Origin of the sequence: Flavipsychrobacter stenotrophus, from assembly GCF_002954265.1 — a bacterium.
Taxonomy (GTDB): domain Bacteria; phylum Bacteroidota; class Bacteroidia; order Chitinophagales; family Chitinophagaceae; genus Flavipsychrobacter; species Flavipsychrobacter stenotrophus.
In genome coordinates this window covers 220,325-234,775 of the sequence record NZ_PPSL01000004.1, presented here as the reverse complement: position 1 = coordinate 234,775, position 14,451 = coordinate 220,325, and the positions used below count along the sequence as shown (strand labels likewise).

At 41.5% G+C, this 14,451-nt stretch carries 11 protein-coding genes; 6 read left to right on the top strand and 5 right to left on the bottom strand.

The window, feature by feature from the left end:
- Positions 1 to 85 precede the first annotated feature (85 nt).
- Entirely contained in the window at positions 86 to 1,189 is a 1,104-nt protein-coding gene (locus CJD36_RS15410) for a DNA alkylation repair protein (protein ID WP_105040092.1), read from the bottom strand.
- A 149-nt stretch (positions 1,190 to 1,338) separates the two neighbouring features.
- On the opposite strand from CJD36_RS15410, the gene CJD36_RS15405 reads away from it, so the two are divergent.
- Positions 1,339 to 1,695 carry a BlaI/MecI/CopY family transcriptional regulator gene (locus tag CJD36_RS15405; RefSeq protein ID WP_105040091.1) on the top strand — a complete coding sequence of 119 codons (357 nt, stop codon included), beginning with the start codon at positions 1,339 to 1,341 and terminating at the stop codon, positions 1,693 to 1,695.
- 5 nt (positions 1,696 to 1,700) lie between these two features.
- The gene (locus CJD36_RS15400; RefSeq protein WP_105040090.1) at positions 1,701 to 3,149 is read left to right on the top strand and encodes a M56/M15 family metallopeptidase; all 1,449 of its coding nucleotides are present in this window, start codon (positions 1,701 to 1,703) and stop codon (positions 3,147 to 3,149) included.
- 194 nt (positions 3,150 to 3,343) lie between these two features.
- On the opposite strand, the gene CJD36_RS15395 is transcribed toward CJD36_RS15400, so the two are convergent.
- On the bottom strand, positions 3,344 to 3,730 hold the full coding sequence (locus tag CJD36_RS15395; protein ID WP_105040089.1) for a response regulator: 387 nt from the start codon (positions 3,728 to 3,730) through the stop codon (positions 3,344 to 3,346).
- Positions 3,731 to 3,792: 62 nt separating this feature from the next.
- Between CJD36_RS15395 and CJD36_RS15390 the strand changes: the two genes are divergently transcribed.
- On the top strand, positions 3,793 to 7,440 hold the full coding sequence (locus tag CJD36_RS15390) for a chemotaxis protein CheB (RefSeq protein WP_161499329.1): 3,648 nt from the start codon (positions 3,793 to 3,795) through the stop codon (positions 7,438 to 7,440).
- Positions 7,441 to 7,451: 11 nt separating this feature from the next.
- Here CJD36_RS15390 and CJD36_RS15385 read toward each other — a convergent pair whose 3' ends face one another.
- Both CJD36_RS15385 and CJD36_RS15380 read right to left on the bottom strand, forming a co-directional pair.
- The gene (locus tag CJD36_RS15385; protein WP_161499328.1) at positions 7,452 to 9,497 is read right to left on the bottom strand and encodes a tetratricopeptide repeat-containing sensor histidine kinase; all 2,046 of its coding nucleotides are present in this window, start codon (positions 9,495 to 9,497) and stop codon (positions 7,452 to 7,454) included.
- A gap of 248 nt (positions 9,498 to 9,745) precedes the next feature.
- Entirely contained in the window at positions 9,746 to 10,591 is an 846-nt protein-coding gene (locus CJD36_RS15380) for a bifunctional helix-turn-helix domain-containing protein/methylated-DNA--[protein]-cysteine S-methyltransferase (protein WP_105040086.1), read from the bottom strand.
- Between the two features lie 152 nt (positions 10,592 to 10,743).
- Between CJD36_RS15380 and CJD36_RS15375 the strand changes: the two genes are divergently transcribed.
- The 3 genes from CJD36_RS15375 (at position 10,744) to CJD36_RS15365 (ending at position 13,868) form a co-directional block, all read left to right on the top strand.
- A complete protein-coding gene (locus CJD36_RS15375; protein WP_105040085.1) occupies positions 10,744 to 12,102 on the top strand; it encodes a YHYH protein in 1,359 nt (452 codons plus the stop codon).
- A 130-nt stretch (positions 12,103 to 12,232) separates the two neighbouring features.
- Positions 12,233 to 13,354 carry an AI-2E family transporter gene (locus CJD36_RS15370; protein WP_105040084.1) on the top strand — a complete coding sequence of 374 codons (1,122 nt, stop codon included), beginning with the start codon at positions 12,233 to 12,235 and terminating at the stop codon, positions 13,352 to 13,354.
- Positions 13,355 to 13,400: 46 nt separating this feature from the next.
- A complete protein-coding gene (locus tag CJD36_RS15365; RefSeq protein WP_105040083.1) occupies positions 13,401 to 13,868 on the top strand; it encodes an SRPBCC family protein in 468 nt (155 codons plus the stop codon).
- A 6-nt stretch (positions 13,869 to 13,874) separates the two neighbouring features.
- On the opposite strand, the gene pth is transcribed toward CJD36_RS15365, so the two are convergent.
- Entirely contained in the window at positions 13,875 to 14,435 is a 561-nt protein-coding gene (gene pth / locus CJD36_RS15360; protein ID WP_105040325.1) for an aminoacyl-tRNA hydrolase, read from the bottom strand.
- Positions 14,436 to 14,451: the final 16 nt, after the last annotated feature.

The window sequence follows — 14,451 nt, the reverse complement described above, 5'->3', positions numbered from 1 at the left end:
TATTTTATTCTAGAAAATCTACAACGCAAGCGAGACGCATACAACAAGAAGGACGAAGCGAGACGCTTCGACCAGTGCGTTGTCCTTATTTTACCGCAAAATCTATTTTCTCATACTCTACCCCATTAACGACAATAGCTATGTGATGGATGCCGGGATAGTGCTTGCGGGTGGTCATGTCTTTGAATGATTGCTTGCGGGTGATGGCGTATGAGCGGTTGAGCTCAAAGGTATTTTCCGTTACCTTGAAGATCTTTTTTGTAGGTGTACCGCTGGCCTTCATGTAATAGATCATATACTCTACTCTTAGTAGTGTTGGCGTGGGTTCTTTATGTGCAAGCGTGAATGAAAAATTGAGCTCTCCTCCGATATCGATAGAGACATTCTTAACAGCAAGATCTTTTACCTGCACGCTCTTTACTGCGCTTACACCGAAGAGTGACAGGGTGTGTTCATCAGCTTTCTTCAACATGGTGCGACTGCCGTGTTTTAGTATCCAGTCTGTTTCTTTACTACTACCCTGCCATCTCCTGATGATATCTTTAACTACATCGGGGTTGTCTTTGGCAATATCGTTAAGGTTGTTGGCTACGCTTTTGCGCACGTATTCTGATGGATCGGCTTTCAGCGCTTCCAGTATGGGTAGAATTGGTGTAGGATCTTTCTTAAAGGCAACCAGTGCCATACCCCAAGGCAACCGTGGCCTACAACCCTCGCTGGCAAGGCGCCGAATAGATGCGTGCTTATGTCTGGTCCATTCCAGCATCTGCGCCATTACTTGTTCGGGGTACTTAACTATAAACGGACGAATAGCAAATTCGCAACTACTGAGTATGGTGGCGTATTCCATTGCCTTCAGTGATTCCACAGGTTGGTCTATACCATATTGCTCAATGTAATCAGCCAGGAAAATGTGCTGAAAAGTGCTGACATCGCCCAGCTCTTTTTGTATGTGTTTAATGAGGAAAGTAACTGCTTTAATGTCTTGCTTATACTTGCCTGTGAGTTGTGCAGCCATTGCATTGGCAACGTGCCTTACCCTTTGTTTCAATTCAAGGGCATCCCACTCGGGTGTAGAAAAGTTAGCATTGAACTTCGCTGCATTAAAGCCCGGTATCATGTCTGTACAATGACGCGTCAACTGCTTGAAAAAGCGGTCATTGTACATGTATTTTAGTGGTTCGGCCATAGCGCAAAGATAAGCCTGGACAAGAAGTTAAAAGTCAAAAGTGAAAACCCAAAAGCATCGATATCTATCTTGATTCAGAAAAAATATTCAACAAAAATTTGCTGAACTAAATATTTAGTTTTAGTTTTGAACTAAAGAATTAGTTTTAGATGAAAACGCTGACAAAAGCAGAAGAACAGGTAATGATGACACTGTGGCAACTGGGCAAAGGATTACTGATGGAGATAGTGGAAAAGATGCCGGAACCTAAGCCTCATAAAAACACAGTAGCTACAATGCTGAAGATACTGGTGGATAAACAGTTTGTATCGATAGAGAATCTGGGGCGCATACATAGGTATCACCCGTTGGTATCTAAAGATGCTTATTCCACTTCTACCCTGTCAGAAATAGCAAGGGGATATTTTCAGGGGTCGTACAGCAACATTGTGTCGTTCCTGGTAGATGAAAAGAAGTTGTCGATAGCTGACGTAGAGCTACTGCTCAATGAAATGAAGAAAAAATAAACAGCATGTACCCATTCATTATATACATCATCAAGTCGATCGTTGTAGCAGGTATATGCTATGGCTATTACCAGCTAATGCTGCGCAATAAGAAGATGCACTCTTTCAATCGATTCTACATCCTGGCATCGATGATGGTGAGCCTGATTGTCCCATTCATCCATTTAGAATGGACAACAAACGTTGCTGTAACTACACCTGCCGTTATTCAACTACTTAATGTGGTTTCGGCTACTGGTGCTGAGCGTGAGCCGATAATAGCCACAACTTATCATTTTGCCTTGAGCGACGTATTATGGGCTGCATACTTTGCAACTGCATTAGTAATGGTCTACCTGATGATAACCAAAATTGTGTATTTAAAAAGGCTGAGGAGAAACTCTGTCCTGATGAGGGGAGACGGCATTTGCATAATAGAGACAGAAGAACAAGCAGCACCGTTCTCCTTTCTTAATACGATCTTCTGGAAAAACGGAATAGACATTAATAGTGAAGCAGGCAAAAGCATTCTGCGGCATGAATTGGCTCACATCAGACAATACCACACCGTAGATAAGTTATGTATTCAAATTCTGCTCGCATTCTTTTGGATGAATCCATTCTATTGGCTATTCAACAAAGAGCTGTCAATGGTGCATGAATTTCTGGCAGATGAGGATTGCATAGATGGTAACAACACTTCGGCATTTGCAGAGATGTTACTGCGATCGCACTTTGGCAATAAGTTCCCGGGAATTATTCAACCATTTTTTCATTCACCCATAAAACGAAGATTAGCCATGTTACACAAAACAACGCCAACAAGATATGCCGCCATGCGCAGGCTATTAGTAGTGCCGGTATTAGCGGCAACAGTATTCCTGCTTTCTTTTTCTGTAAAGGAAAAAACGATGCAGAAAGCAACAGAAAAAACAGTCATCATCGTAGATGCGGGGCATGGTGGTCCTGATGCCGGTGGAAGCAATGCCGCTGGTATTAAAGAGAAAGACCTTACCCTACGAATAAGCAAGGTTATAGCCCGCATAGCGCCGGAGTACAACATAGAGGTGATACAAACGCGTGAGGAAAACTACCCGACTTTAGCTACCAGAGCCAAAGCTGCTGTGGGCACTACTGCGAGCATGTTTATATCCGTACACGTCAATAAATATATCTCTAACGATCCCACACATAATGGCTATGAACTAACCGTATGTAAAAACAACCCAAGGTATAACAATAGCAGACTATTGGCATCTGCTATTATGGGGAAATTTACAACCGAAAATCCATCTCTGAAAGAAAAGAACCTGGTGGTACTTAAGGACAACACCGTACCAGCAGTGCTCATAGAATGTGGGAATATAGAAGATGCAAAAAATCTTGCTGTCTTGCAAAATGACCAACAGCTAGAACAAATGTGCAGAAAGATACTAGCGGGAGTTGTGCTATATAAAAACTCGGCAGTTAAATAATTCGATTTGTCAATTAATTTAAAAGGGTGCATTCGTTGAGAATGCACCCTTTTGTTATTTATTAAAAAAGTACCTAAAACATCCAAAAGCTCTGCATTTCAGATGGATTTAAGTTGGCACAGTTTTTTATCGGTATTTTTTTGAACAAAAAACGGATAGCAATAATCGCATGTTTAGGCGGCTGCAGATCGATCTTATTTTTTAGCCAGATCTACAATTACACCACACATTTCCTTTATCTGCTGCAGGCTGGTTGGCTTTATCAGGTATTTATCAGCCCCGTGTTTATAGGCATAATCCATATCTTCTTTAGCAGAAGAAGTAGTGAGTATGAGGAGGGGTATATCTCTGAATGAAGGCAATGATTTTATTTCTTTGATCACTTCTCTTCCGTGTACTTTGGGCAAATTAAAATCGAGAATGATGATATCAGGACAGTCGACGCACGTTTTAATGTATTCAATGGCGGCATTGCCATCGTTCTTCACATTAACTATGTAAGCTACATTGTTGCTTTGCAATGTATCCTCCAGCAATTCGACGTCGTCAAGATCGTCCTCAATCAGTAGTATTTTGATCATTATTGCCAAAATTAAGAAGTAAAGAAAGAATTTTTGCGGCAAATTTTAAAATGAATACCCGGATGAAGAATAAATCCATAATAAATAACCCCGACCATACACCCCAAAACAATTATGTAGTAGGTATAGGCGCCTCGGCAGGTGGACTGGAAGCTATCAATGAATTATTTGATAACATGCCGGTAAGTACCGGATTTTCATTTGTCATTATCCAGCACCTGTCTCCCGAGCACAAGAGCCTGATGAACGAATTGCTGGCTAAACATACCGAGATGCAGGTTTACGAGGCGCAAGAGCGAATGGCTATCAGGCCCAACTGTATCTACCTAATTCCCCCGGGCAAAATAATTACGCTGAAAAACGGGATGCTGAAACTGGTGGAAAAAATAAGAGACCACCAGCCCAATAATGCAATAGACCTGTTTTTTGATTCACTGGCCAAAGAAAAAGCCGAAAAAGCAATTGCTATCATACTCTCGGGAACCGGAACTGACGGAACAAAGGGTATACAAGCCATAAAAAACAGTGGCGGAACTGTAATAGTGCAAGACCCTACTACGGCACAATTTGACGGCATGCCTAACAGTGCTGTATCAACCGGATATGTAGATCTGATACTGGCACCTGAAATGATGCCGGAAGAGCTACTGGAATTTATTGAAGAAGCACCGCTCCTACGCTCATTCAATACACTCACCAACCAGGAGGAGGCCACTAGAATGGATATTCTTGAACTGGTGTATAAGACCACAAGCCATGATTTCTCTAATTACAAACGCCCAACGATAAATCGGCGTTTGGGGAAAAGAATGGCCGAAAAGAACATCCGGTCTCTTGTCGACTACTATAATTACCTCGTAGGAAATCCGGAAGAGGTAAAAAAACTATGCAAAGAATTCCTGCTTCATGTAACCCGTTTTTTCAGGGACGAAGAAGCTTTTAACACACTTCGGACAGTAGTTATTCCAGACATACTTAAGAAGAGAGTGAAGGGAGAGGTGATCAAAGCATGGACAGTAGCTTGTAGTACAAGAGAGGAAGCCTACTCTATAGCTATGTTATTTGATGAATGCATAGAAGCATTAAAAGAACATGATATTGACGTTAAAATATTTGCGTCCGACATTAGCCAGGACGTGATTGAAATAGCCTCACGAGGCATATACAGCGAAGACAATGTAAAAAACATTTCGCCCGAAAGACTTAAGAAATATTTTATAAAGGAATCAAATGGATACCGCGTTATTCCCACCATCAGGAAGATGATCGTTTTTGCGCGTCATGACATTTCAAAAGATCCGCCGTTTAGTAAGATAGATCTGCTATCGTGCAGGAATATGCTTATTTATATGACGCCGATATTACAGAAGAGTATTCTGCAGAAATTTCATTTTGCTATTAATGATAATGGCTACCTGTTTATGGGAGCGAGTGAAAATATAGGCGTACTTAAAGACGTAATGCAGGAAGTAGATAAGAAATGGAAGATCTATAAATGTAGCAGCAAAATAAGAGTAGCAGACCTGGAGGCATTTAGTAATCCAGCTGATAAAAATGCACATCACAACCTGATAGTTGCGGCAAAATCAAAAAATGCACTTAATAACCTTGCGGAAATATTTAAAGAAACCCTCCTTGAGGAATATGACTATGCAGGTATATTTATAGACCGTGATTTTGAAGTGAAACAGGCCATCGGCAATTTCAAAAAATTTCTCGACTTCCCTGAAGGAACCTTCAACTTTAATTTGCTGAAACTGGTACCTACAGACTTGTCTATAGCGCTGAGCAGCGGCATACGGAGAGCTGTAAACGATAATGAACGTGTAGTGCAGAAAAACATACTCATTCAGACAGGGAAGGAAGAACGAAGAGTGACGGCGATCATAAAACCTTTTCTGGTACAAAAAGCCTATTTGCAGCCGTTTCTGTTTATTGTGCTGAAAGAGGAAGATCTTATCAAGAAACGTCATGGTTCAACAGCTGTTACGCCGCAGGAGTTTACAACCGAACGTATAAGTGAACTAGAAATAGAACTGCGGGACACAAAAGAGAACCTGCAGGCACTTATTGAAGAAGTAGAATCTGCCAATGAGGAGCTGCAATCGAGCAATGAAGAGATCATATCATCGAACGAGGAACTGCAAAGTACCAATGAAGAACTACAATCGCTGAATGAAGAGCTTCACACTGTAAACGCGGAACATCAGCTGAAGATAAAAGAGTTGATAGAACTTAATGACGACCTGAATAACTACTTCAGGAATACGGATATCGGGCAGGTATTGATTGATAAAAAGATGATCATCCGTAAGTTCTCGCCAGGCGCTACACGGCAGGTAAATCTGATAGCTACGGATATTGGCCGTTCAATAGTTGATATATCAACAAACATTAAAAATCAGAATTTCATCAATGATATTAAGACTGTAATACAAACCTCTAGGACACTGGAGAAGGAGATATCGACAGAAGATGAAAGTGTATACCTGATGAGGATCGTTCCCTACATGAAACAAAATAAAAGTGTAGACGGAGTGGTCATCAATTTTATAGATGTGTCGGAAGTAAAGAAACTGAACAACATATTGGAAGCAGTACTCAATAGTTCAACAAGTGGAATTATGGCCTTAAAGGCATTGAGAAATGAAAAACACAGAATCATTGACTTCTCATTTATCTCGGCTAATAAGGCGTCGCAATTACTTCTTGGACTAGATGACGATATTACAACGCTAACATTTAAGGATGTATACGGTCATGTAGACCCTGAAATATTTGACCGCTACAAAGAGGTGACCGAAACCGGCAATACTTCGAAATTTGAATTTTATGATGAGAGAACCGGCCTGTGGTATGAAACCGTAGCGGCTAAAATGATGGACGGACTTGTAGTTACATTTAATGATGTTACTGAAAAGAAGTCGGCAAGTGAACTTATTGAAAAGGGATATCAGGACCTCAAGCAAACATCTGATGAGTTGCAGGACACCAATGTAAAACTGGAACAGTCTAATATGGACCTCCTGCAGTTCGCCTCAGTAGCATCACACGACCTAAAAGAACCACTAAGAAAGATACAGGTTTTCGGCAACCTGCTTAAAGAACGCATTGAAAATAAAATTGACGGCGGGGACAGCAACTATCTGGAAAAGATCACTAATTCATCTAATCGTATGCAAGTATTGATAGACGACATATTAACCCTATCCCGTTTGTCAAAAACCGACACACGCCATGATAAAGTAGACCTGAACAAAACTGTAGAACAGATACTTGAAGACCTGGAAATAAGCATCAGAGATAAAAAGGCAAAAATCAAATTAACTAAGTTACCAACAGTATCAGGCGTACCCGGCCAGATGCACCAGCTGTTTCAGAATATTATCAGCAATGCTATTAAATTTAACCAGGCAGAGCCTGTAATATCCATAAAAGAAGAGAAGATAACGAAAAAATTAGCAGAGGAATATAAGATAAAAGTAAGCGAATACTATTGTATCTGCATTGAAGATAATGGTATTGGGTTCGATGAGAAATTCAGTGAAAAAATCTTTGGTATTTTTCAAAGATTGGAAAAAACCAATTATCAGGGAACCGGTATTGGCCTGGCTATAGTAAAGAAGATCATAGACAACCATAAAGGATTTGTAAAGGCAACCAGTAAAGAAGGAGAGGGGTCAACCTTCAGGATTATTCTTCCAAAGTAATCGCGACGTTATTACCCTTTCCTCCAGAAAGGTTCACCAATAGTATCATTCCTCTTTTTATAAGTAATAGGAATAGATACGAAGAAGGTGGTGCCTTCGCCCGGCTGACTGCGCACCCATATCTTGCCGTTGTGGGCCTCCACTATCTGCCTTGAGATGGCCAACCCCAACCCGAAAGGCTTTTCGCCGGAAGTACCCGGCCGTTTGGCTTCTGTAAACATGTCGAATATCTTGCCTTGCAAGTCTTGAGGAATACCTATACCGTTATCTTGTACTTCTATGATATAACTTTCGGCTTCCTTCTTTCCGATGACATTAATAGCTGCACCTGTCGGACTGAATTTTATTGCATTGACTATAAGATTACTGATAACACGCCAGATCTTTTCCCTATTGACCATCATTGTTATTTCCTCTACCTGCAATGCTATCTTTTGTTCCTTTTCATTCGCCTTAAACTGAAGCAGGTCTACGCAATAACTAAGCAAGGTATGCATATCTACCGGTTGCTTCTCCATGCCCTCAGCAACGGTATTCATATTCAGCAAGTCGGTGATCATCTCTAATGAGTGACTGCCGGACGTGTGCATGAGCTGAAGTAATTCTTTGTCATCATCGGGCAATTCGCCATAACTCATCAAGTGCTCTGTGATGGCGATCATAGAAGATATCGGGCTTCTGAGATCATGTGCTACCACTTGCATGAGAGTAGAATTCTGCTTATGGCTTTCAGTTAATGAAGTGAGCGTTAACTGCATCTCATCATTCTGCTTGAGAATTTGTTCATTCAGCCTTTTAGATTTTTTCCAGTTGAGCCATAACATTACCGCTATGCCTAAAGCAACCACCGAGCATATAACTACGATGAGAAGAAAGTATGTTTTTTGCGTGTCCTTCTTCTGTATCAATGCCATATTGTAATGGCTCTTTATGTTCTCATATTCGTCCTTAATGTCTACACGAGGTACAGGATTGGCTTTTGCAAGGGAGTCTTTTAATTTACAATATGGTCTTACATACCTGGCATACTCATCATATTTACCCGAATTTTCAAGATAATCAAGATGTAGCTTATGCCATTTCAATTCATTTTCTATGTTATGAAATGAATCTAGCGATGTTCTTATGCTCCTCATTTCGGCAATTGCCTCTGGTAACTTTTTCTGAGCAAAGTAGAGTGCGGCTATCTTTAATTGAGTACACTGAGCATCTCCGTGATCAAACTTTCGTTGAGAATTGATCCGCACATCCCTCTTATAAAATTCCTCTCCTTTACCAGTGTCTCCGAGCTTTAAGTAAACGTCACCAATATTGCCATACATAACACCCTTGGCCACTTCTACAAAGATCGGGGCAAATTTTACATCGGCATACCTAACCTTATTTTCATCAAGGTATTGGAGTCCATGGTTAAAATAGAACAAGGCACTATCTTGTTTACCGCATCTGCTGTAGGAACAACCAATATCATTATACTTTGCCTGTATTTTCTTAAAATTCCTATAGCTGTTACCGGAACTAAGTAACTCCTTTAAGGCCAGGGCACCAAACCTTGCAGCGTCGAGATAGTTGCCCTGCTTATAGCTGATAGTGAACAACATGCAGTTATAGGTACTTAGCAGGCTCGAATCTTTTAACGACCGAATACCCTCCAGAATTTCCAACCCTTTACTGCTATTGGCAAAAGCCTCCTTATAATTTTTTTGTACTTCAAGTATCTCGGCCCGCTTAAACAGTGCTCGTGCCCTGTCTTCTGCAAATTCGGGATCGCCCTCTTTTTCCCTTATTGCATACAGCATACTATCTACATAAAGCAGCCCCAGCTCTCTTTTTCCGAGGGCTTCAATGTTGCAGGTTGCCTTAAATAAATATTTCCTGTAAAGATCTTTAACACCAGTTTCATCAAACCGTCTAAAAGCGGAGTCTACGAACAACAAAGCCTGTGCAGGTGCTGCATCGCTCATTAGCTCGGCTTTTGCGAAAATATTGTCGAAATAATCGGGATGGCTGTATTCACTTTTTTTATCCTTATGGCAGGAAGAAAAAAGTAAACCCATGAATAGAAAAAATACAGCCAATCGCCCCCACATATATTATAGTAAATATTAGCTACCCCTGTTTTATTTACCGGACGTTGAATACTCCATAAAATAGTTAACAATCAACAGAGAGAATAAAACATTAAATATAAGAGTTTCCGTAACAAAAAAATAACTAAATTATATGTATTGTATTTTTCGGCATACATTAACATATAAAAACTACTACATTATTAGAGGGAAAACGATGTACAACAAAATATGATCTATTGATTTGTTTCGGTGAACGCCGCCTCCCACCCTATTATGGCCGTCTTGCGATTACTACCCCAGTGATATTGCCCGAATTGACCGGTAGATTGAATAACCCTATGGCAAGGTATAAGAAAAGCCACCGGATTATCTCCAATAGCAGTACCAACCGCCCTTGAAGCATTGGGCCGCTGTAGTAGTTTCGCAAGGTTCCCGTAGGTTGATAATTTCCCGACAGGTATTTTAAGAAGTGCCTCCCATACCTTCAGCTGAAATTCTGTGCCTTTAAGATTCAGTTTTACTTCTTCAATTTTACGCCAATCATGCTTAAAAATATGTAATGCATTTTGCTGTAGCATATCTGCCACTTGCCTGAAAGTGGCGTTGGGGAACGCGTTCTTTAATACTTCGATACCCGTGCTTTCATCGTCTGCAAATGCAAGATGACAAATACCCTTTGCCGTAGAGCCTACAATTATACTACCAAAAGGACTATCGGCGAAGCTGTGGTTAATAGTTAATCCGGCACCACCATTTTTATACTCGCCCGGTGTCATTCCTTCTATCTTAATGAAAAGATCATGCAGCCTGCCGGTGCCTGAGAGGCCTGATTCATAAGTAGCGTCAAACAGGCTGGCTTGACCCTCCAGTAACTTCTTTGCGTAATTCAGGCTAATAAACTGTAAGAATTTTTTGGGACTCACTCCCGCCCACTCAGTAAAGATGCGCTGAAAGTGGAAAGGACTCAGGTGTACTTTCTCTGCGATCGCATCCAGATCGGGCTGCTCCCTGAAATTTTCCTTTATATAACCAATCGCCGCCTCTATCCGCCCGTAATTGGTGTTATCGCCATATTTCATATTTCAGTATTGAGTTGTATTGCAAAATTATTGTGCTGTCCGCAAATTGTATACCCGAAACTTGCGGAGTTTACCATTGAACTTTTCTTTGTAATGACCGAAGGAAATGCCCGATGTCAACGTCTAATTGTCTTAATACCTAAATTTTAAGTATGAAAAAGATATCTCTGCTCGCCGCCTTACTTGTAAACGGCACGATACTTATGGCCCAAACCAACCCGGTTATTACAGCCTGGTTGAGGAACACCACCGGTGTAACCGGCCGTCATTATGTTTCGGGAAGTTCTACACCAATTGTAGACGCCGACTCGGCTAATGTACAAACTGTTCTCTATTCCGCTACATGGTCTTATACAAGAACAAAAGGTGTACCTACCTATGTAACAGGACCTTTCCTTGATGGCAATCCATCCCTTACCACATCTCAGAATGCGATCTTCAAGCTACCACTAACACCAGCGGTTAATACCGGCACACCTACTGCAACAACGGGTGGAGACATCGGCATCTTTATTAATGGTGTAGCCATGTTTGACTATAGGGATGGCGTATCGTGGAAGAACTCGACAAGTGCGCTCGCAGGTGGTCCACTTGGAGGAATGGGTGACGGTGTTTGGAACCGCGATGCGATAGTAGGAGAAGTGACAGGTTTTGACTGCTCAAAGGGCCACCCGGCTATGGGCAATTATCACCACCACCAGAATCCGAGCGCATTTGGCCTTGATCTTAATGTGTTGTCGACAGTATGTAATCTATATACCTCTGATGCACTCTACGTAATGGATAGCACCCACCACTCCCCTCTTCTGGGCTTTGCATTTGATGGCTACCCTGTATATGGCGCATTTGGCTACAAGAATGCGGATGGCACAGGCGGCATCACTAGAATAAAATCAAGCTATACACTAAGGAGTATCACTACCAGAACTACTTATGCCGATGGTTCTACCGTAACAGCAGGTCCCGCAGTGAATGCTACCTACCCGCTCGGCTATTTCCGCGAAGATTATCAATATAACACTACTTCAGCTGCTACTCCTGATTACCTGGATGAGCACAATGGTAGATTTTGTGTAACACCTGAATACCCTGCAGGCACTTATGCTTACTTCTGCACAGTAGGCTCTAACTGGAATTCGGCATACCCTTATATGGTAGGACCTACTTATTATGGTGTAAAATCGGGCGGGAAAGTAACATCTATTACAGAGCCGGTTACCATTTTTACAGGAACGGTCGGCATCAACAATATTAAGGAAGATGCGCAGGTTGTAAGCGTATTCCCTAACCCTGCCAGCGATCTGATAGCAGTACAGTTGAAGAACTTCAATACCGAAACAATAGTAGTAGAACTCTATGACATAAACGGCAGAATGGTTCAGAAAACCATGGTGTACCCTGGCAGTACTATGGCTTATTTTGACACAAGGACCATATACGATGGCGAGTACATTGTAAAGGTGATCACTAACAGTGGAGTAATTAGCAAAAGAGTAAGTGTAATAAAATAAAACACTTTGAAATAATCAATTGAAACGACCCGCCTTTTCGCGGGTCGTTTTTGATTTATATCGGCTGTGGCATAATTTTTATAAGTAGGTTATCGTTCACAACAACCTATTAATTAACTAAATTTACTGCATGAAAGACATGCCACTTACGGTACGAAGATCAATTGAACTACTGGGGCTTTGCGCCGTTGGTGGTCTGCTTGTTTCGGGTAAAGATGTTATCATGCCTTTGATAACGGCCTTCTTCTTTGCGCTGCTCATGCTACCCATGCTGCGCCGGCTCATAAAACACAAGATACCCGAGGCGTTGTCTATCGTTTTATGCATAGTAGCTGTATTTATTGTTGTAGCAGGGATAGCTACTTTCCTTTCTTACCAGGTAGGAGGGCTGGTGAGTGATATTGACAAAATTAAAGAGAATCTGCTCATCCACTGGAACAACATCAGTAAATGGATCAGTACCAAAACCCACCTGTCTGTGGATCAGCAAATGACCATGATACATAAACAGGCAACTAAGGCAGGGAACAATGCAACCGGATATGTGCAAGGTGTATTTTCATCGCTGAGTAACATTCTCATATTTGTAGGGTTGCTGCCTATCTACATTTTCCTTATTCTCTTTTACCGAAAATCCCTATTGCAGTTTACCTACATGTGGTTCGACAAAACCAATCACCCTAAGGTAACAGAAGCGGTAAAAGAAACCGAGGTGATCATCAAGTATTACCTTGGCGGGTTGCTCATACAGATCAGCTACCTTACTGTATTACTTGGCGGTATTCTCTTGCTGTTTGGTATAAAACACGCCATATTAATCGGTGTAATATTCGCTATACTTAATCTCATCCCCTATATCGGTGCATTAATAGGTAATCTTATTGGCGTTATACTTACACTAACATCGTCGCAGGAGATGTGGCAGATATGGGCCGTACTTGGCAGCATAGCAGTAGTGCAGTTTCTGGACAACAATATACTTATGCCACGTATAGTTGGCTCTAAGGTGAAAATAAATGCACTGGCCAGTATAGTGAGTATAGTTATAGGTGGACAATTGGCGGGCGTAGCGGGTATGTTCCTGTCCATACCGGTAATGGCCGTGCTAAAGATCATCTTTGATAAATCTACACACCTGCGCCAATGGGGACTGTTGCTTGGCGATGACACTCCAGACAACCCAAACATTTCAAAACTGGTGCAACGACTTCAGAAAAAGCGCGACGAGGAAATAACAGAAAAAGAAAAATAACCCGTTATTTTCATCATTTATATGATGGACTTACCTTTGCGCCACCATGGATGCACAAAAACTAATAGATGTAAGTCACCAACTGATGATCAACAAAGAAAGTAGAATAGTGTTCGATTATTTCTCTGACTTCAGAAACGATAAATTGTGGCGCAAGGAAATAAACGTAACAGAAATTGACACTTCAATTATTCAGGTCAACACGAAAATAGTAGAGCACTCTTACCTGTCAGGAAAAGTACCCGACTACGTATCAACACTTACCTGCACCGATCTGCAACCGGGTAAACTCATCATTAGTGAATCAGTACCGGAAAACATGTTCTGGGCGAAAAGCACAAGGCTTGTAGAGCCGATCAGTGAAAGCAAATGCAGGATCAGCTACCGGATACAGTTTGATATCGACATTGTAAAACATGGATTGGGTATGGCACTACCAAAATTTTTTGTTAGCTATTATACCAAACAAACGATGAAAAAGTACATGAATCAACTAAAGAAGAACCTGGTGTAGCTCGGCTTACTTATTAAACTCGGTCATAGCCTTACCAATACCCTGTGTAGCCCAGCATTCTATGGCATCTACGCTTTTCATTACAGTGTCTTTCAGGGCAGGCATTTCAGATGGTGTCCACTTACCCAGAACGTAATCTACCTGCCGGCCTTTGGGGAAATCGCTACCTATTCCAAATCGTAACCTGGGGTACCCATTGCTGGTAAGCAATAGTTCTATATTCTTCAAGCCGTTCTGCCCGCCGGCACTACCACTAGCCCGCATGCGGATGGTACCCAATGGCAATGCGAGATCATCAGCTATCACCAGTAGATTTTCCATGGGTATCTTCTCTTTGTCCAACCAATATTTAACTGCCTTTCCGCTCAGGTTCATATAAGTAGTAGGCTTTATCACCACAAATACTTTGCCCTTCCACCTTATCTCTGCCACCTGCGCATGACGATCCAGCGTGAAAGTACCACCATGCCTCAGCACGAAAGTATCAACAACATCGAACCCAATATTGTGGCGGGTAGCATCATATTCATTACCGATATTACCTAACCCGGCGAGTAAAAATTTCATGATGCGAAAATAAGTG

Excerpts from the sequence above, each read along its gene's own strand:
- CJD36_RS15410 (WP_105040092.1), bottom strand. The coding sequence starts at position 1,189 with ATGGCCGAACCACTAAAATACATGTACAATGACCGCTTTTTCAAGCAG.
- CJD36_RS15405 (WP_105040091.1), top strand. The coding sequence starts at position 1,339 with ATGAAAACGCTGACAAAAGCAGAAGAACAGGTAATGATGACACTGTGG.
- CJD36_RS15400 (WP_105040090.1), top strand. The coding sequence starts at position 1,701 with ATGTACCCATTCATTATATACATCATCAAGTCGATCGTTGTAGCAGGT.
- CJD36_RS15395 (WP_105040089.1), bottom strand. The coding sequence starts at position 3,730 with ATGATCAAAATACTACTGATTGAGGACGATCTTGACGACGTCGAATTG.
- CJD36_RS15390 (WP_161499329.1), top strand. The coding sequence starts at position 3,793 with ATGAAGAATAAATCCATAATAAATAACCCCGACCATACACCCCAAAAC.
- CJD36_RS15385 (WP_161499328.1), bottom strand. The coding sequence starts at position 9,497 with ATGGGTTTACTTTTTTCTTCCTGCCATAAGGATAAAAAAAGTGAATAC.
- CJD36_RS15380 (WP_105040086.1), bottom strand. The coding sequence starts at position 10,591 with ATGAAATATGGCGATAACACCAATTACGGGCGGATAGAGGCGGCGATT.
- CJD36_RS15375 (WP_105040085.1), top strand. The coding sequence starts at position 10,744 with ATGAAAAAGATATCTCTGCTCGCCGCCTTACTTGTAAACGGCACGATA.
- CJD36_RS15370 (WP_105040084.1), top strand. The coding sequence starts at position 12,233 with ATGAAAGACATGCCACTTACGGTACGAAGATCAATTGAACTACTGGGG.
- CJD36_RS15365 (WP_105040083.1), top strand. The coding sequence starts at position 13,401 with ATGGATGCACAAAAACTAATAGATGTAAGTCACCAACTGATGATCAAC.
- pth (WP_105040325.1), bottom strand. The coding sequence starts at position 14,435 with ATGAAATTTTTACTCGCCGGGTTAGGTAATATCGGTAATGAATATGAT.